This window comes from Janthinobacterium sp. OK676 (genome assembly GCF_900103595.1).
Taxonomy (GTDB): Bacteria; Pseudomonadota; Gammaproteobacteria; order Burkholderiales; family Burkholderiaceae_D; genus Janthinobacterium.
Genome location: NZ_FNHA01000012.1, coordinates 198524 through 216854, shown reverse-complemented (window position 1 = coordinate 216854; position 18331 = coordinate 198524). Strand labels below are relative to the sequence as shown.

Sequence of the window (18331 nt, the reverse complement as noted above, 5' to 3'; positions counted from 1 at the left end):
GGCAAAACAGGAATTTTATTAATGAAATTAAGGACTTAGCGCATATCGTTGAAGGAGTCTCAAATAAAAATATATCGATAAATTAGATACTTATGAAAGATAGTGAATGTGCTACCTCATCTGCACACATGTGTTTTCCTACCGTAAACATCGAAAAAAACGAAATCAAAAAATTGAATTTTTTACAGTTAGTTGACACATGACAATAATTTCGTCATCCAGGCACAACAGCAATCGTCCGCAGCGAAAGACTTGGTTTAAAGCAAAAAATAATCGTCCATGGCGCCTGCCGGCCCTGTTTTCCGGGGCTGGCCTGATGTGGGAAAACTATTTTTGCAATGCAGCAATTAATTAGAACCAAGAAACTTTAACCAATTGTCCATTTTGCTTGTCTATACAACTTTATCTCGATTGCCTTATTTTTAGAAACAAAAAAAGCCCCGTTGCGGGGGCTTTTGATTGGCGCGCGGCAGTCAACGCTGCCGCGGCCGAGATACTCCCTGGCAAGCCAGGAAGCGGGAATTCAAGTGAAGCAGGCCGATAGGCCGGATTTTGTTACGGCGCCTTCCCTTGCAGGTTGGCGCTATGACAGTCATTCCTCTAGGCGCCAGATTACTCGGGCGCTCAAGCTTTCTACCCGCACGCTCCGCGAGCAGCATCATCGCGTGCCTATTTGAAATTGCACCAGGTGGAGGTTACCGCGTTTCACCGTAACTTAATACGCTCGTCTCTGTGGCCCTATTCCTCGCCTTATACCCCCTCTCCGTACAAGTACGTCGAGTAGGCTTTCAGCGGACGGCCGTTAACCGTCACCCCGCTCTATGGAGTCCGGACCTTCCTCCCGCCAGCGCATTGCTGCGCCGGCCAGCGACTGTCTGGCCTGCTTCACCCGCCATTGTACCGCGCCGCAGCATGTTTCTGCAAAAAGGCCTGTGCCGGCACGACACCGCTCGCCGGGCACCTCGTCGGGCTCCGGGTACGGGGGATTGTGTAATTCGGTGTCGCCATTTCAAAAGCCGGGCCAAATCGGCTCACATAGAATGAGGCAAGCTGCTTGCATGCAGGCGCATGCGCACCGCTTGCCCCATTTCTTTGCCACCCACTAGAATATAAAGAGCCGAACATGACGCAACAATCCCGTACCGGCGGCCAGATCCTGGTCGATGCCCTGCAGATCCACGGTGTCGACACCGCCTTTGGCGTGCCTGGCGAAAGCTACCTGGACGTGCTCGACGCCCTGCACGATTCCGGCATCCGCTTCATCATCAACCGCCAGGAAGGCGGCGCCGCCTTCATGGCCGAAGCCTACGGCAAGCTGACGGGCAAGCCGGGCATCTGCTTCGTCACGCGCGGACCGGGCGCCACCAACGCCTCGATCGGCGTGCACACGGCTTACCAGGATTCCACCCCGATGATCCTGTTCATCGGCCAGGTGGGCAACGATTTCGTCGACCGCGAAGCGTTCCAGGAAATCGACTATCGCCGCATGTACGGCCAGATGGCCAAGTGGGTGGCGCAGATCGACCGCGCCGAGCGCATCCCCGAATACCTGGCGCGCGCCTTCCAGGTGGCCACCAGCGGGCGCCCCGGCCCCGTCGTGCTGGCCCTGCCGGAAGACATGCTCATTTCGCTGGCCACAGTGGCCGACACGCGCGCCTACCAGCCCGTGCAGGCGGCGCCGTCCAGCGCCCAATTGCAGCAGCTGCGCGCCATGCTGGCCACCGCGAAACAGCCGCTGGTCTTGCTGGGCGGTGCCACCTGGACGCCGCAGGCCTGCGCCGACCTGCAACAGTTCGCGGAAAACAACCACCTGCCCGTCGCCTGCGCCTTCCGCTTCCAGGACTTGCTCGACAATGCGCACCCGAACTACATCGGCGACGTCGGCATCGGCATCAACCCGAAACTGGCCGCGCGCGTGAAAAATGCCGACCTGGTCATCGCCATCGGGCCGCGCCTCGGTGAAATGACCACGGGGGGCTATACCCTGTTCGACTCGCCCGTGCCGCGCCAGCGCCTCGTGCACATCCATACGGATGCCGAGGAACTGGGCAGCGTCTACCAGGCCGAGCTGATGATCAACAGCGGCATGCCGCAAGTGTGCGCCATGCTGGTCGCCATGGCTCCCGTCGACGCTACCGCCTGGCAGCACACGCCGGCCGAGGCCAAGGCCGAGCTGGCCGCCTACCAGGAGCGCCCGCCCATCTTCCAGGATGGCCAGGCGCCGCTGGACCTGTGGCAGGTAACGCAGGAGATCATGGCGCAAGTGCCGGCCGACACCATCCTGACGAACGGCGCCGGCAACTACGCCTCGTGGGCGCACCGCTTCTACCGCTACGGCGGCATGCGCACCCAGCTGGCGCCAACCAACGGCGCCATGGGCTACGGCGTGCCATCGGGCGTGGCGGCGAAAATCGTGCATCCCGAGCGCACCGTGATCACGTTTGCCGGCGATGGCGAATACATGATGAATGGCCAGGAACTGGCCACCGCCATGCAATACCAGGCGGGCGTGGTCATCATCGTCTTCAATAACCAGATGTTCGGCACTATCCGCATGCACCAGGAGCGCGACTACCCGGGCCGCGTCTCGGGCACGACCCTGCACAACCCGGATTTCGCGGCGCTGGCGCAAGCGTATGGCGCGCAGGGCGAAGTGGTGAATGCGACGGAAGAGTTCGCCCCTGCCCTGCAACGGGCGCTGGCGCACGCCAAGGCGCACAACTTGCCGGCCCTGATCGAGTTGCGCTACGACGGCAACCTGATCACGCCGAACGCCACCCTGGCCACCATCCGCGCCACGGCGGAAAAGGCACAGGCGGCAAAGTAAGCCTCTTGCGACGCTATAAATAACAAAGGCCCGGTCGATACCGGGCCTTTTTCTTTTTGGCAGCAGTGATCGCTCAGGCAGCGGGCACAGTCGCGCTTTCCTCGGCAGGCACTGTCTCGGCGGGCGCTTGCGGCGTCGCCGGGCATGGCGTGCAGTTTTTCAGGGGACGGCCGAAATCGCGCACGCGGCTCAGTTTCATGGGCATGCGCACGTTGCCGCCGCAGTAATCGCCTTCCAGGGTCAGGGTCTGGCCATCCCTGGAAAACTTGCCGACGATGGTGCGCTCCTCGCCGTCGGCGCCGGCGATGGTGAAGTCGAAAACGCCCGTGGCCGCGTCCAGGTTGACGTCGTTGGCCACGATGGGCCAGCTCAGGGCGCCAGCCGTGAATTCATAGATGACGGAATCGGCTTCGGCAAAGCGGTGCAGGGTGACGCGCTGGCCGCCGATTTCGCCGCTGTCCTTTTGCAGGCACAGGTCGGAGTAGACGGCCACGCCGTAGCGTTCCAGTCCGGCCGGCTTCTTGCCCTTGACGGCAGCGGCAGCGGCGCCCGTGGCGCCAGCGAGCAGCAGCGCGGCCAGCATGACGGCCAGGCGCGGCGATGTGGATGAATACATGGCATTCCTTTACTTGAGTAACGGCGCCATTATAACTGGCGCCGCCAATGCAAAAACGCGCCGCCAGGACTAGCCTGGAGACGCGTTTCCTTGCTTATCAGCATCCCCGAAGGGATGCTGGCAGCGGAACTAAGCTTCGCTTGCGCGAATATTAGAACGAGTGACGAACGCCAACGTTGAAGGCTTTGTCGCCCGTACCAACATTGCTGTTGTTACCAACGGTGTAGCCTGCGCCGTTTTTGTTTTTGATCTTGGCGTACGAAGCATAGGTGCTCGTGCGCTTCGACAGAGCGTACGAGTAGCCCAGTGCCCATTGATCAGCGTCAGCATTGGCGACGTCTTTATCGTTCGTGCGGATGAACGAAGCCATCACGGTGCCAGCGGTGCCAACTGGTACCGTTGCGCCAACCAGGATGTTGTTGCTATCGCGGCTGAAGGCAGCGTCGACGCCACCGAATGCGTTACGGGACGAGAACGAACCGTTAGCGTTTTGTACGGCGTTGTTAGCGATCATGCTGTTGTAGCCTTTGTTCACGCCGTATGCGACGTAAGCTTTAACAACTGCGAAGTCGTAGTTAGCTGCCAGCAGGTAGTTACGTGCGCTACCGATTTGGAACTGGGTGTTGTCGGTGTTGTTGTAAGCAAAGCGAGCGTTCAGAGGACCGTTCGAGTAGCCAGCCGACGCGCCGATTTGGCGGCCGATTTTGTTCGACTCAGCGTTCTCGCCGAAGGTGTAAGCCACGTCAGCGTCAAAGCCGTTGAAGCTTGGCGAAGCGTAAACCACGGTGTTGCTGGTGCGGGTGTTCGCTGTGAACAGGTTTTTGGCGGAACCAGCGTAGCCCGCTGCGAATGGATCAGCAACTTTCGACAGGGTGTTGTACCAAGGGGTGTATTGACGACCCAGGGTCAGGGTGCCGGTCGTTTTGCTGCTCAGACCAACGTAAGCTTGACGGTTGAAGATCGAACCGGCTTTGTCTTGCGTACCGTTATCAACGTTGAAACCTGTTTCCAGAACGAACAGTGCCGACAGGCCGCTGCCCAGATCTTCGGTGCCTTTGAAGCCGATACGGGAAGCCGAAGCAATGCCGCTGTCCAGCTTGTTAACGTTGCCGTTAACACCGCCGCGCTCGCTGACGAAACCAGCGTCAACGGTACCGTAGATAACAACGCTCGATTGAGCTTGGGCGACGCCAGTGGCCGCTGCCAGAACTGCCAGGGTGATCAGAGTTTTTTTCATTGCGATTTCCTTTAATTTTGAAGCAAAAAGTAATACAGCCTATGCATCTCGAGCTGCGCTCTAGCAGAGCGCTTTTTATGAGTGAGGGCAAGGTCTCCACCTGCCACATTGCTGTTCCGGTCAGAGGAACATTCATATCGGTATCGGCACGCTATTGCGCCGATAAGCTTGAAGGCTGCGAAGCGGCCGTATTTTCATGCGCCGGTTCGGTGCTCAAAGGGCACCGGAAGCGGCACTATAACGACCGTTTCACATTCCATCAAGTTCCAACATGTTACTTCCGGTACCAGGCCGAGGGCTTTTTCAGGCATCCCGACCATCGCCAACCGTACTACGCGACAGAGCCAGTGCCCCTTGCCAACCAATGCATTGGCCTGATTGACCATTCCATCATAGCGCATGCCTTGTCGACATCCGTTGTATTAGTGCAACAGTATCAGGCGAGTGATTAAAACATCAACATGCTTTACCCGTCATTTGCCCTCCAAAATTTACACGACAAAGCGCACAATTTGTCAGGCGATAATGGATAAACGGGACGAAGCATACACGGCATCGCCAATGTTTGCTGCCGAAGGCCCCAAAATGGGAAATATTGCGCCCTGTTTTGGTGCATTGCCGCATTATTCAGGGGCGTAGACGCCATTTTCGACGTCGGCGCGCGCGTCAGAAAAATAGGCAGAGTATTAACGGAATTACTGACTTTCCGGTAATTTAAATTGCTCACATAGAAATGTTTTTCATGTTTTCCAGGCTACGCCTCAACTACCCGATTGGAACGGATGAGGACGACTCTTGCTTGCAAATTGCGCATCAGTTGAAACAATTTCTTACAATGTTGCCTTCTCAATATTTTGATATATTTGTGTCTAAAAAACGACACCTTGACGGAAATCAAGTTTTCACGCGCCCCCTTCCGCACAATTTACTTTTTCTTTTTCGTATTTTTTGCTTAAAAGCATCAAGAAACGGCCTTAGCGCCGGCTTGCGCGCCGGAGCATGCGCATGAAACCACCCAGCAACGGTAACTTTTCATACAGTTCTTCCGCCGCATCCCAGTAATCGCGGTGCATGACCACCCTTCCCTGTGCATCGAAGCGCACATGGGTGGCGCCGCGTATGCACTGTTCGCCAGATACCAGCCGTTTCATGCGGAAGTGAAATTCCCACGTCAGGAACGCTTGCTGCCCCTGTCCCAGGCTTTCCAGCACGACAAACCGGGGCGCATCGACTTGCACGAACATGTGCTCGAAGATGGCCAGGATGGCGGCATGGCCCGCCACCTCGTTGAACGGGTCCTTGAACCGGGCGCCCGGTGCATATACGGCGCCCAGCTGGGCCAGGCTTTCCAGGCTCAGGTGCTCATAAAACGCCACCAGGCGCGCCAGCGCCTCCTCCACGCGTTCCGTCATGTCCGCCATGCTTGTATTCATAAGCCCGTCACCTTGCGAATCAGCCAGAAATAGGCGCGGTACGGCAACAGCCGCGCCAGGCGCATGGTATTGGTAAAGCGCTTGGGGAAATGGATGTGGAACTGGCCCCGCTCGATGCCGTCGAGCATGGCGGCGGCCGCGTCCTGCGCCGTCATCAGGGCCGGCATCGTGAAATCGTTGTCCGCCGTCAAGGGCGTGGCGACGAAACCGGGGTTGATTTGATACACATCAATCCCGCGTGGATGCAAATCCAGATACAGCGACTCCGTCAGGTTGATCAGCGCCGCCTTGCTGGCGCCGTACGCGAGCGCCTTGGGCAAGCCGCCGTAACCGGCCACCGAAGCGACGATACCGATGCCGCCGCTGCCCTGGCGCAACAGCCATGGCAAGGCCTGGTCCAGGCAATTGAAGACGCCGCCCACATTCAGGGCCAGCAAGCCCTGGGCCGCCTCGATGTCAAAACTATCGGCGCGCATGGCCTGATAGCCGCCGGCGACCACCAAGATCAGGTCGATATGCGTCCACTGCTGCTGCAGTTGGGCGCAGACGGCCCGCAGCTGCGCATGCTGGGTGATATCGAGCGGCAAGGCCTGCGCCAGCGGCTGTCCTTCACACAACTGCTCGAGGCTGGCCCGATGGCGGGCCGACAGGGCCACGCTCGCCCCCTGCTCCAGCAGCAAGGTGGAGCAGGCGGCGCCGATGCCGCTGGAAGCGCCGATGATCCACACGTGCTTGCCGGCCCAATTGCTGATCTTTCGATTCATGGGACCGCCTGCGAACGCTTGCTGAACGATAAGGTGACGGCGCCCAGGCCAAAGCCGAACTTGCTCATGGCGGCGCGGTTCAGCATGACCTTGTCATCCATCAGGAACATCCAGTCCTCGAAGTCGACGTGGTAGACCGTGCCGTCGACGGGCAGCGCCAGCACGTATTGCCAGCGCAGCGCATTGCCGGCCACTTCGCCGACGGCTTCGCCGATCACGTCGGGCGCCGTGCCGATGAAGCGCCCGGGCGCCGTCTTGCGCAGGGTCCACACGCGCCGTTGTTTGCTGCCGTCCGAATACGTGAAATCCTCGTCCAGGGTTCCCGTCTCGCCCACCCAGCTGGCGCGCATCACGACCGTAAAACGCTTGACCACCTTGCCCGAGCGATCCTGGAAGATGCCGTGCGCATCCAGGATGCCTTTGAAATACTGCTGCAGGTCGAGTACGGGCAATTCCTGCGCGTAGATGGCCGGCGTGGGCGGCGTGGAACAGGCGGCCAGCGCCAGCAGCAAGGCGGCCGCCGTCATGCCGCGCCGGCAACATTTCATGAGGTGCATGGTCGATTCTCCAGATGGTCGCTATATATATGTTGCAGGGGCGCGCGCCACAGCAGCGCCGCCGCCAGCAGTTTCAAGGCGCAGGGCAGCAAGGCGTAGGCGGCAGACAGGGCCGACAAGCCGCCGCTGCCGCCCGGCACATAGCCGAGCCAGGCCAGCAGGGGCAAGGCGATGCCGGCCGCCAGTGCCAGGCTCATCTGCACACCCCAGTTCCACCAGCCGAAATACGCCGCTTCGTGCCGCCCGGCATGGCCGGCCGCGCCGATCAGCCCCGCCAGCAGGGCCGGCGGCAAGGCCAGGTCGGCGCCCAGCGCCAGGCCCGACAGCAGGCAGATGCCGGCAAAACCCCAGGCGGCGCCCGCCCCCAGGCCATATGCCCAGACGAACACGGTCGCGGCCAGCAGCATGGCGCCGCCCCAGGCGCGCGCTTCGCCAAAGTGGCGCGCCAGCGCCACCCACGCGGGCATCGAGGCGGCCGCCGCGCAAAAGTAGACGATCAAAAACGGTCCCGCATAATGGCCCAGGCGCAGGTAGTCGCCGGCAAAGAACAGGAACAGGGTGGCGGGAATGGCGGCCGCCACGCCATTGACGAGCAGGACGGCAAACAGCCAGCGAAACGCGCGCTGGCGAAATGGCAGCCGCCAGCCTTTGCCGGAAACCGCTTCTGCGGCACTGCGCAAAGCCGGACGCGGCGCGCGCGCCAGCAGCAGCGCGCCCGCCGCCAGCAGGCAGGCGGCAAAGGCCAGCGACAAGCCGTCATAGCCGAACACGGAAGTGAGCCCCGCAGCCAGGATCACGCCCAGCAAACCGCAGCCTTCGCGCACGGCCGTCACGCGCGCCCGCTGCGCGCGCAGCTGGCTCAAGGCCGCGCCCCAGCTCTGGTGCGCGATGCCGGCCAGGCCATAAGCGGTGTAGACGAGCAGCAAGGCAGCCAGGAACCAGGCCAGGGTCGCCGCTTCACGCATGGCCGGCGGATGGAACAGGGCGCCAAAGCCCAGCAGCAGCAAGGGCAGCGAGGCGCCGATCAGCGCGGCATAGCTGCGCCCGCCGCGCGCCATCCACGCACCCAAGGCCGGGTCGATGAAGGCGGCGGCGATGCGGGCCGCCAGCAGCACGGCGCCGATCTGCGCCAGGTCCAGGCTGCTGCGCTGCGCATAAAACGGCGCCACATATATATAGATGGGCAGCGCCAGCATGGCCAGCGGCAAGCCGAACAGGCCATAACTGAACAAGGCCGGCAAGTTCAAGGCGCTGCCCACGGCATTCATGGCAGCGGCGCCGCACTCTGCAGCAAGGCCGCGCGCAGCTTGGGCGCCGTCGTCGACGGCGAGAGCCAGATGGCAAAGAAGGCGCGCGCGAAGTCGCCATCGCTCACGTCGGCCAGCATCTTGCCATCAAGGTAAAAGCGCACGCCGGGCGCGATGCCGGCCCGGTAGGCACCCGCGATGCGCTGGTCTTCCTTAACATCAGGAAAGATACGCTGCATGGTGGACAACCAGGCCAGCCGCTGCTCCGGCGTGCCCGAGCCGATTTTCTGCATCTGTTCATAGCTGGCTTCGGCGATCTTCTTGCCGTCGAGCGCACGCGCATAGCGCAATTCCAGCACGAAAGGCGCCGTTGCCGACGCCGCGCCCTGGTAGCCTTGCGGGCCCACCCACAGCTGCGCCCGATAAATACGCATGCCGAACCACGTGTATTCGCCCTCGCCCGCCAGCCGGGCTTCGGGCACGTCGGCGGCGATAAAGGCAGGCGGCGCTGCCACGGCAGCGGACATGGTCAACAACAGCACGACAGCGGCAAGCAAACGGCGCATGGTCAGTCCTTGATCAGGGTAAATTGCATCACATCCGTGTTGTGCGCCTGGAAGGCGGCCTCGCAATACGCGAGGTAAAACTCCCAGGTCAGCAGGAAACGACCATCGAAACCCTGCTTTTCCAGCGCCGTGCGCTGGGCCAGGAAGCTGGCGCGCCACTGGCGCAGGGTTTCCGCATAATCGAGGCCAAAGCTGAAGGCGTCTTCCACGCGCAAGCCCTGCGCCTCGGCGGCGCGGCGAAACTCGGCCGGCGACGGCAGCATGCCGCCCGGGAAGATGTATTGCTGGATGAAATCCGTGCTCTTGCTGTAGCGCTCGAACAAGTCGTCGGCAATGACGATGGTCTGGATGCAGGCCCGGCCGCCCGGCTTCAGGTTGCGCGCCACGCATGCGAAATAGCCGGGCCAGTAGCTTTGCCCCACGGCTTCGAACATTTCGATCGAGGCGATGGCGTCGTACTGGCCGGCGCTGTCGCGGTAGTCGCACAGCTGCAGGTCGGCTTGCCCTGCCAGCCCCGCGTCGTGCAGGCGCTGGCGCGCATAGGCCAGCTGTTCGGTCGACAAGGTCAACCCCGTCACGTGCGCGCCGTAGCTGCGCGCCGCCGTTTCCGCAAAGCCGCCCCAGCCGCAGCCGATTTCCAGCACCCTGGCATCCGGCTGCAGCTGCAGCTGGTCGGCGATGCGCCGGTATTTGGCGCCTTGCGCCTGCTCCAGGCTGGCGCCTTCGCTGAACAGCGCGCTCGAATACGTCATCGACGGATCGAGCCACAGCTGATAAAAAGCATTGCCGATGTCGTAATGGGCGTGGATGTTCTTCTTGCTGCCGGCCCGCGAATTGCGGTTGAACAAATGCCTGAGCTTGTAGACGAGGTTGCCCCACCAGTTGCCGTAGATCAGCGATTCGATCTGCGCGCGGTTGCGTATCATCAATTCGATCAAGCCCGGCAAATTGTCCGTACGCCAGTCGCCGGCGATAAACGTTTCCGCAAAGCCGATGTCGCCCGAGCGCAGCACGGCCGAGCACAAACGCCAGTTGTGCAAGTCCAGGGTGACGGGATGGCTGCCGTCGCCATACAGCAAGATGCTGCCGTCGGGCGTGCGCAGGCGCAAAGCGCCATGCTGCAATTTTTCCAGCAGGCGCAGGATCACGCGTCCTGAAGCGGGCACGTCCAAGTGCGTGTGATCGGCCGTGTGGTCGGGACGGACGCAGGCGCGCGCCTGCAGGCCTGTCGGCAGGGAATCGGAGCTCATCGGGACACCTTTTCTTGTGGTGGAAGGGGTTTGCTGAAAAACGGCACGCGGCGCAGCCACAGGCGCAAGGCTTGCCAATGGATGCGCGCCATCACGCCTAACGTCATCAGCGGGTAGCGCAGCAAGGCCCAGGCGATGGCGCCATCGCGCAGCGGCCGCGCCGTGCCGGACAAGCTCGTTTGCAGCAGCGGGCCGTCGAGGTCGTCGTAATCGACACGGGCCAGGTGGCGTTCGCCGTTCTGTTCGCTGTTGCGCAAGAAACGGAAACGATAATTTCCTTCCACCTTGCAAAACGGCGAAACATGGAAAATTTTATTGGCGCGTAACTCGCTGCCATACGCGATGGCGCCGCCCTGTTCGAGCAGGTACAGGTGGCGCTCGCCAAAGGTATTGCGCACGTCGCAGACCACGGCCCGCAGCGCGCCATCCGGGCGGTGGCAAAACCAGAAGCTGACGGGATTGAAGACATAACCGAACATGCGCGGCATGGTTTGCAGCCAGATTTCACCACCCGCATCCGTCACGCCATGTTCACGCAGCAAGCCGTCGATCCAGTCCAGCAGCGGCGTCGCGCCATCGCCGTGGTCGCTGTCGCGGAAGGACAGCACATTGGCGCGGTTGCGCGAGATCAAGCTGGCAGAAAAATCGTGTGCGCCCATGCTGCGCACGGGCAGGCGCAGATAAAACATGCCGTAACTGAAAGCATGCTTGCGCGGGCGTAGCCGTGCATGGCGCACCTGACCCAGGCACAGCTGGGGCTGCGGCGCCATGGGCGGTGATGGATCACGCGGCATGGCCGAGCTCCGCCGCCGCCATGCCATTGAGTATTTGCGCCACGGCCAGGCCCGACTTCAAGCCGTCTTCATGGAAACCATAGCCCGTCCAGGCGCCCGCGAACCACGTGTGCTGCGCACCCTGGAAACCGGCCAGGCGTGCCTGGGCGGCAATGGCCGCGCCATCGAACACGGGGTGGGCATACGAAAACTCGTCGATGATGCTGGCCGGAGCGGGCTCGTCGAGCGGATTGAGCGAGACGATGACGGGCGTAGTAAATGGCAAGGGTTGCAGCTGGTTCAGCAAATAATGCACGCACACTTGCGGCGCATCGCCTTGCGCGGCCGGCCGACCCTGGTAATTCCAGGCGGACCAGGCCTTGCGGCGCTGCGGCAGGCAGGACGCATCCGTATGCAGCACGGCCCGGTTAGGCTGGTAGCGCACGGCTTCGAGCACGGAGCGCTCGTCGTCGCGGATGTCGGCCAGCAAGGCCAGCGACTGGTCGCTGTGGCAAGCGAGCACGACGTGATCGACATGCTCGACGCCGGCGGCCGTGTGCAGCTCGACCATGCGGGCGCCCTCGTGCGGCTGGCGGCGCACGGCCAGCACGGGGCAAGCCAGACGCTGCTGCGGGATACCGGCCAGCAGTTTTTCCACGTAAACACGCGATCCGCCCCGCACCGTGCGCCATTGCGGACGGTCGCTCACTTGCAGCAAGCCGTGGTTGTGGCAGAAACGGATGAAGGTGGCCAGCGGAAAAGCCAGCATCTGGCGCGCCGGGCATGACCAGATGCAGGCGGCCATCGGCAGCAGATACCAGTGGCGGAACTCGTCGCCATAATTGTGCAGGTCCAGGAATTCACCGAGCGGCATGGCCGGCGCCGGCACGCTTCCCGTGGCCAGGGCGCTGGCCTGGCGATTGAAGCGCAGGATATCGCGCAGCATGCGCAGGAACGCCGGGCGCAGCAGATTGCTGCGCTGGGTAAACACGGTATCGACATTGGCGCCCGCCCATTCCAGCACGCGGGCGTCGGATGCCGTGCCCATCGGCATTTTCACGGAAAACGACATGTCACTGTCGGCCGCCTCGACACCGAGTTCATCGAACAGTTGCACCAGGTTCGGATAGGTGGCGTGGTTGAACACGAGAAAACCCGTGTCGACGCCATGCGTGACGCCATCGAGCGTGACGTCCACCGTATGGCTGTGGCCGCCAAAATAGTCGCCCGCCTCATACAAGGTGACGTCCTGGCCCGCCTGCGCCAGGCGATAGGCACACGACAATCCTGCGATTCCTGCTCCGACGACGGCAATTTTCATGAATGCACCTGTATTAAGTTTGTCCTGGACAAATAAGCCTCATGGATAATCGATGAAATATTGATTTATGTCAATGAGCGCTCTCAGCAGTTCACAAACTTATACGCCGGCAATTTCTGATCGGATTCAGCTATTTGGTAAGGGGCGGCGGAAGGCGTAAAATGCAAGCCACGTTCTTCCGCAAGCGAGCAAAGCCCCCCCTGGTATGGATACTGACCTGCAACCCTCTCCCGCCTTCAGCATCAGCGATGTCGAACGCGACACCGGGCTGGCCAAGGAAACCTTGCGTGTCTGGGAGCGCCGCTACGCCTTTCCCCAGCCCCAGCGCGATGCCTTTGGCGAGCGCAGCTATCCAGCCGAGCAAGTGCAAAAATTGCGCATGGTCAAGCGCCTGCTGGACCTCGGATTTCGTCCGGGAAAAATCATGCAGCACAGCACGGTGCAACTGCAGCAGCTGGCCAGCGCCGGCAGCGCGGCGCCGCCCGCGCCGCCACCGCAACTCGAGCACTACCTGGCCCTGTGCCGCGGTCACCAGATGGCGGAATTGGGCGGCGCCCTGCGTCAGGCGCTGGCCGTGCTGGGCTTGAAGGCCTTCACCATCGACGTCATCGCCCCCCTTACGAGCATGGTGGGCGAAGCGTGGGCTTGCGGCGACCTGGCCGTATATGAAGAGCATCTGTATAGCGAAACCTTACAGACAGTGATGCGCCACGCCATCTTTTCCCTGCCGCAAGCGAGCAGCCCGTCTACGCGCACGCCGCGCATCGTCCTCAGTACCCTGCCGCAGGAGCGCCATGGCCTGGGGCTGCTGATGGCCGAGGCGCTGTGCGTGGCGGCGGGCGCGCACTGCATGTCGCTGGGCGTGGAAACCCCGCTGACGGACATCGTCGCGGCCGCCCGCGCGCAGCGGGCCGACATCGTGGCGCTGTCGTTTTCCAGCGCCAGCAAGGAACGGCAGACGCGTGACAGCCTGCGCCAGCTGCAGGCGAGCCTGCCGGCGGCGGTGGAAGTGTGGGCCGGCGGACGCAGCCCCGCCCTGTCGCGCCGCCCGCCGCCCTTCCTGCACGTGCTGGACTTGCGCCAGGTCGAGGAAAGCATCGCCGACTGGCGCCGCCGCCACCAGGCGGACGCCCTGCAAACCCATTAAACGCGAGGGAACTGCGGCGATCTCCGTGGATACCCGCGCAATGTTGCCAATCGAACAGTAAAGCATGAAGGGCCGGGCGCGCTCTGGTAGAATAGCCGGATCAACAGTGTCCGGCGCCGCCGGGCCTAAGGTCAGCACCCGCCACCACACATCCATGTTTAGTTTCTTCAAGAAAAAACCCGTCGCCCCCGAGGCCGCGCCAGCCGAGCCCCTCGTCCCTCCCGCCGCCACGCCGCCTGCCGCGCCAGCATCCGCTGCGCCGGCCGCGCCATTGACTGGCGCGCCGGCCGAAGTCGTGCCCGTGATCGTGGCCGCCGAACCCGAGAAAAGATCGTGGATGACGCGCCTGAAGGCGGGCCTGTCGAAGACCTCGAACACCCTGTCCGTGCTGTTCGTCGGCGCGAAGATCGACGAGGCCCTGTACGAGGAGCTGGAAGCGGCGCTGCTGATGTCCGACGCGGGCATCGACGCCACCGAGTTCCTGCTGACGGAACTGAAGAAAAAGGTCAAGGAAGACAAGCTGCTCGACGCCGCCGCCGTCAAGGCCGCCCTGAAAGTGCTGCTCATCGAACTCTTGCTGCCGCTGGAAAAACGCTTCGAGCTGGGCCGCCACAAGCCGCTGGTGATGATGATTTCCGGCGTGAATGGCGCCGGCAAGACCACCACCATCGGCAAGCTGGCCAAGCACATGCAGTCGAATAACCAGTCCGTGCTGCTGGCCGCCGGCGACACCTTCCGCGCCGCCGCGCGCGAGCAGCTGATGGTGTGGGGCGAACGCAACAACGTCACCGTGATTTCCCAGGAATCGGGCGACCCGGCCGCCGTGGCCTACGACTCGGTGCAGTCGGCCAAGGCGCGCGGCATCGACGTGGTGATGGTCGACACGGCGGGCCGCCTGCCGACGCAGTTGCACCTGATGGAAGAATTGAAGAAAATCAAGCGCGTGATCGGCAAGGGCATGGATGGCGCGCCGCATGAAACCCTGCTCGTCATCGACGGCAACACGGGCCAGAACGCCTTGACCCAGGTCAAGGCCTTCGACGATGCCCTGCAGCTGAGCGGCCTGGTGATCACCAAGCTGGACGGCACCGCCAAGGGCGGCGTGCTGGCGGCCATCGCCCGCGTGCGCCCCGTGCCCGTGTATTTCATCGGTATCGGTGAGAAAATTGAAGACTTGCAGCCCTTCGTGGCTGCCGAATTTGTCGAAGCGCTGCTCGGATAAGCCCCTACATGATTGAATTTCAGCACGTCTCCAAGCAATACACCTCCGACGCAGTGGCGCTCAGCGACATTTCGCTGAATATTGCCAAGGGCGAGCTGGTCTTCCTGGCCGGCCCGTCCGGCGCCGGCAAATCCACCCTGCTGAAAATGATCGCCGCCATGGAACGCCCCACGTCGGGCAAGCTGATCGTCAATGGGCAGGACATGGCCAAGCTCAAGCCGGCCGGCGTGCCCTTCCTGCGCCGTAACATGGGCCTGATCTTCCAGCAGCAGAAACTGCTCAACGACCGCTCCATCCTGGCCAACGTCATGCTGCCGCTGCTCGTCGTCGGCGCCCACAAGACCGCCGCCGAGCAGCGCGCGCGCGCCGCGCTGGATAAAGTCGGCCTGCTCGACCGCGCCCTCGCCCGTCCCCTGTCACTGTCGGGCGGCGAGCAGCAGCGCGTGTCGATCGCGCGCGCCATCGTCAACCGGCCGCAGATCATCCTGGCCGACGAACCGACGGCCAACCTGGACCGCGCCAGCGCCGACAAGGTGCTCGACGCCCTGAAGGCCTTCCATTCCGTGGGCGTGACCTGCCTCATTTCCAGCCATGACGAACAGATGCTCGATGCCGCCGCCCGCGTGATCCACCTGAAAAACGGCCAGCTGGTGGCCATCGACAAGGCCACGCAGGCCCCCGTGTTCGCCCCGCCCGACCCCGATTTCGCGCCCGGCCTGGATGATGGCGAAGGAGAACGCGCATGAGGGGCTGGTTCCGTCAACACCGCTTCGCGCTCGGTTCGGCGCTGATCCACCTGCGCAAGTCACCGGGCGGCTTCCTGCTCAACGTCGTCGTCGTCGCCATCGCCCTGTCGCTGCCGTTCGCCGGCTTGACCATGCTCGACAATGTGCGCCCTATGTCGGAACAGATGTCCGTCGACCCGGAAATCAGCGTCTTCCTGAAGATCGACACGCCGCGCGAGCAGGCCGTGGCGCTGGTCGGCGAGATGCGCAAGATCGTGCACGACCAGAAGGCGAAGATCGTCTTCATCCCGCGCGAACAGGCGCTCGATACCCTGAAGAACAAGAACGGCCTGGCCGACGTGCTCAGCACCCTGGGCGACAATCCCCTGCCCGACAGCTATGTGCTGAAACTCGATGCCTTCAACAGCGCCAGCGAGGCGCAGGACGTCGATGCCGTGGCGGAACAGCTGCGCCACCTGCCCGGCGTGGAATCGGCGCAAGTCGATTCGGCCTGGGTCAAGCGCCTGGCGGCCCTGCTGGGCGTGCTGCGCCTGGTGCTGCTGCTGCTGGCCATTACCCTGGGCGTGGCCGTCATCGCCGTGGTCTTCAACACCATCCGCCTGCAGGTGATGCAGCAGCGCGATGAAATCAGCATCTCGAAACTGATCGGCGCGACGGATACCTTCATCCACCGCCCCTTCTATTACACGGGCGCCCTGCTGGGCCTGTGCGCGGGCGCGCTGGCCCTCGGTGCCGTGGCGCTGGCCTTGCAGCCGCTCAATACGGCGATCGCCGAGTTTGCCCGCCTGTATGCGTCCGAATTCCAGCTGGTGCCGCTGGCGCCCCTGCCGATGGCCGGCTTGCTGGCCCTGAGCGCCGGCCTGGGCCTGATCGGCGCCTTCCTCTGCGTGCAGCGCCACCTGGCGCGCCTGAACTGACCTTCCCTTCCATGGCGGCGCCTGCGGTGCCGCCATGCGCCTCACCCTCCCCATCTGCTGTTATCTTGATATTTAGCAAGTATTCTTAAGGTTCGCTTCAGCCAGAGGTCGTAGACTAACTACGTGGTCAAATCGCTGTTCAGAGATATATATCAAGCATTAACCCGCCATAGTATTTAGGCTATCAGGACGATTAAATGTGCTGATTGGCACTCTCAAGCAGAGAGTGCTAATATAGGGACATACCAAAGGCAGTAGCGCCATGGACGCCAGATGAAGATGGTGCCGCGCTCTGCAAAGTGCAAGACCGAATACGCAAACAGACAACAGGACCACGTCGCGTGACGTGGCCAACTGGAACAAAGCAAGACTACGAGGGAGAAAACATGACTATGATGTCCGCAACGTCCGCATTGGTTCCGACCAAAAGTAATGCGCTGGGCCTCGGTTTCACTGGCAATCTGGGCAATATCGACGCCTATATTTCGGCCGTGAACCGCCTGCCCATGTTGACCCACGACGAAGAAATTTCGCTGGCGAAACGCCTGCGCGAAAAAAATGACCTGGCCGCCGCGCAAGAGCTGGTGCTGTCGCACCTGCGCCTGGTGGTCTCGATTGCCCGCGGCTACCTGGGCTATGGCTTGCCGCATGCCGACCTGATTCAGGAAGGCAATATCGGCTTGATGAAAGCCGTGAAACGTTTCGATCCGGACCAGGGCGTGCGCCTGGTGTCGTACGCCATGCACTGGGTGAAAGCCGAGATGCACGAGTACATCCTGAAAAACTGGCGCCTGGTCAAGGTCGCGACGACGAAGGCACAGCGCAAGCTGTTCTTCAACCTGCGCAGCCACAAGACGGGCCTGGACGCGATGACGCCGAAGCAGATCGATGCGCTGGCCAAGCTGCTCGACGTGAAGCGCGAAGAAGTGATCGAGATGGAAACGCGTTTGAGCGGCCGCGACATCGCGCTGGAATCGCCGACCGACGATGAAGACGACAAGTTTTCACCGATCGCCTACCTGTCGTCGGAGCAAAGCGAGCCGACCAAGGTGCTGGAAGCGGAACAAGTGACGCGTTTGCAATCGGAAGGCCTGGAAACGGCCTTGAGCAAGCTCGACGCCCGTTCGCGCCGCATCATCGAAGCGCGCTGGCTGGCCAACGACGACGGCTCCGGCGCCACCTTGCACGCGCTGGCGGACGAGTTCGGCGTATCGGCCGAACGCATCCGTCAAATCGAAGTGGCGGCGCTGAAAAAAATGAAGGGCGCCCTGGCCGCCTACGTGTAATCGCCAGCCATGCCGCAATGTAAAAGGCGCCGCGAGGCGCCTTTTAGTTTTACAAATGATGTTTATCAACAGATAAACATGGTCGGCCGTTAAGCTGCAGCCAAGCCTTTGGTGATCAGCTCGGCGACCACTTCATTCAGATCCACGCCGCGTTCCTTGGCCAGGGTCTGCAATTGCAAGACCAGATCGCTGTTCAGCTTGACGGCGAATGGCACCAGGCCCAGGGCCTGGTCGCGCTTGCGCTGCTCGCGGCGGTCGACGACGACCGCTTCCTTACCGAATGCACCGGCGCCGGGAACATTCATCTTTCCCATCAGTTTCTTGGCATCGCTTTTGGCCAGGTCGGTTTTTTTCATGGTTGTTTCCTGATTTTCAAAACAGCCATTTTACGCAGTAATCGGCGCGCCGCGTGGCCGGCGCGT

Annotated in this window: 17 protein-coding genes and 1 other RNA gene; 6 read left to right on the top strand and 12 right to left on the bottom strand. The window is 62.0% G+C overall.

What is annotated here, in order from left to right:
- Nucleotides 1-525: 525 nt before the first annotated feature.
- An RNA gene (rnpB, locus tag BLU39_RS22460) (RNase P RNA component class A) lies at nucleotides 526-887 on the bottom strand.
- Between the two features lie 236 nt (nucleotides 888-1123).
- On the opposite strand from rnpB, the gene BLU39_RS22455 reads away from it, so the two are divergent.
- A complete protein-coding gene (locus tag BLU39_RS22455; protein ID WP_092717057.1) occupies nucleotides 1124-2827 on the top strand; it encodes a thiamine pyrophosphate-binding protein in 1704 nt (567 codons plus the stop codon).
- A 73-nt stretch (nucleotides 2828-2900) separates the two neighbouring features.
- Here BLU39_RS22455 and BLU39_RS22450 read toward each other — a convergent pair whose 3' ends face one another.
- The 10 genes from BLU39_RS22450 to BLU39_RS22405 all read right to left on the bottom strand — a co-directional run bounded on the left by BLU39_RS22450 (nucleotide 2901) and on the right by BLU39_RS22405 (nucleotide 12591).
- Nucleotides 2901-3443 (bottom strand): hypothetical protein, encoded by a 543-nt coding sequence (locus BLU39_RS22450; RefSeq protein WP_092717054.1) that lies wholly within the window; start codon nucleotides 3441-3443, stop codon nucleotides 2901-2903.
- Between the two features lie 151 nt (nucleotides 3444-3594).
- Complete coding sequence (locus BLU39_RS22445; protein WP_092717051.1) at nucleotides 3595-4680, bottom strand: porin; 1086 nt, start codon at nucleotides 4678-4680, stop codon at nucleotides 3595-3597.
- A gap of 974 nt (nucleotides 4681-5654) precedes the next feature.
- A complete protein-coding gene (locus BLU39_RS22440; RefSeq protein WP_092717048.1) occupies nucleotides 5655-6113 on the bottom strand; it encodes a nuclear transport factor 2 family protein in 459 nt (152 codons plus the stop codon).
- On the bottom strand, nucleotides 6110-6877 hold the full coding sequence (locus BLU39_RS22435; RefSeq protein ID WP_092717045.1) for an SDR family NAD(P)-dependent oxidoreductase: 768 nt from the start codon (nucleotides 6875-6877) through the stop codon (nucleotides 6110-6112). Before BLU39_RS22435 ends, BLU39_RS22440 begins: the two co-directional genes overlap by 4 nt.
- Complete coding sequence (locus BLU39_RS22430) at nucleotides 6874-7434, bottom strand: DUF3833 domain-containing protein (RefSeq protein WP_092717042.1); 561 nt, start codon at nucleotides 7432-7434, stop codon at nucleotides 6874-6876. Before BLU39_RS22430 ends, BLU39_RS22435 begins: the two co-directional genes overlap by 4 nt.
- Complete coding sequence (locus BLU39_RS22425) at nucleotides 7422-8702, bottom strand: MFS transporter (RefSeq protein ID WP_092717039.1); 1281 nt, start codon at nucleotides 8700-8702, stop codon at nucleotides 7422-7424. Before BLU39_RS22425 ends, BLU39_RS22430 begins: the two co-directional genes overlap by 13 nt.
- Entirely contained in the window at nucleotides 8699-9247 is a 549-nt protein-coding gene (locus BLU39_RS22420; protein ID WP_092717036.1) for a chalcone isomerase family protein, read from the bottom strand. The genes BLU39_RS22425 and BLU39_RS22420 overlap by 4 nt, the downstream gene beginning before the upstream one ends.
- Nucleotides 9248-9249: 2 nt before the next feature.
- Nucleotides 9250-10497, bottom strand: a complete 1248-nt coding sequence (locus BLU39_RS22415; RefSeq protein ID WP_254789036.1) for an SAM-dependent methyltransferase — start codon at nucleotides 10495-10497, stop codon at nucleotides 9250-9252.
- A complete protein-coding gene (locus tag BLU39_RS22410; protein WP_092717033.1) occupies nucleotides 10494-11291 on the bottom strand; it encodes a DUF1365 domain-containing protein in 798 nt (265 codons plus the stop codon). The genes BLU39_RS22415 and BLU39_RS22410 overlap by 4 nt, the downstream gene beginning before the upstream one ends.
- Nucleotides 11281-12591: an NAD(P)/FAD-dependent oxidoreductase gene (locus tag BLU39_RS22405; protein WP_092717030.1), complete on the bottom strand. Its 1311-nt coding sequence runs from the start codon at nucleotides 12589-12591 to the stop codon at nucleotides 11281-11283. Before BLU39_RS22405 ends, BLU39_RS22410 begins: the two co-directional genes overlap by 11 nt.
- Before the next feature lie 205 nt (nucleotides 12592-12796).
- Between BLU39_RS22405 and BLU39_RS22400 the strand changes: the two genes are divergently transcribed.
- From BLU39_RS22400 to rpoH, 5 genes are all read left to right on the top strand, one after another.
- Entirely contained in the window at nucleotides 12797-13738 is a 942-nt protein-coding gene (locus tag BLU39_RS22400) for a MerR family transcriptional regulator (protein WP_092717027.1), read from the top strand.
- Nucleotides 13739-13892: 154 nt separating this feature from the next.
- The gene (gene ftsY, locus BLU39_RS22395; RefSeq protein ID WP_092717024.1) at nucleotides 13893-14960 is read left to right on the top strand and encodes a signal recognition particle-docking protein FtsY; all 1068 of its coding nucleotides are present in this window, start codon (nucleotides 13893-13895) and stop codon (nucleotides 14958-14960) included.
- A gap of 8 nt (nucleotides 14961-14968) precedes the next feature.
- Complete coding sequence (locus tag BLU39_RS22390) at nucleotides 14969-15706, top strand: cell division ATP-binding protein FtsE (protein ID WP_092717020.1); 738 nt, start codon at nucleotides 14969-14971, stop codon at nucleotides 15704-15706.
- Entirely contained in the window at nucleotides 15703-16623 is a 921-nt protein-coding gene (gene ftsX, locus BLU39_RS22385; RefSeq protein WP_092717017.1) for a permease-like cell division protein FtsX, read from the top strand. The genes BLU39_RS22390 and ftsX overlap by 4 nt, the downstream gene beginning before the upstream one ends.
- Before the next feature lie 386 nt (nucleotides 16624-17009).
- On the top strand, nucleotides 17010-17909 hold the full coding sequence (rpoH, locus tag BLU39_RS22380; protein ID WP_175539391.1) for an RNA polymerase sigma factor RpoH: 900 nt from the start codon (nucleotides 17010-17012) through the stop codon (nucleotides 17907-17909).
- A gap of 89 nt (nucleotides 17910-17998) precedes the next feature.
- On the opposite strand, the gene BLU39_RS22375 is transcribed toward rpoH, so the two are convergent.
- A complete protein-coding gene (locus tag BLU39_RS22375) occupies nucleotides 17999-18265 on the bottom strand; it encodes a hypothetical protein (protein ID WP_092717011.1) in 267 nt (88 codons plus the stop codon).
- Between the last annotated feature and the right edge of the window lie 66 nt (nucleotides 18266-18331).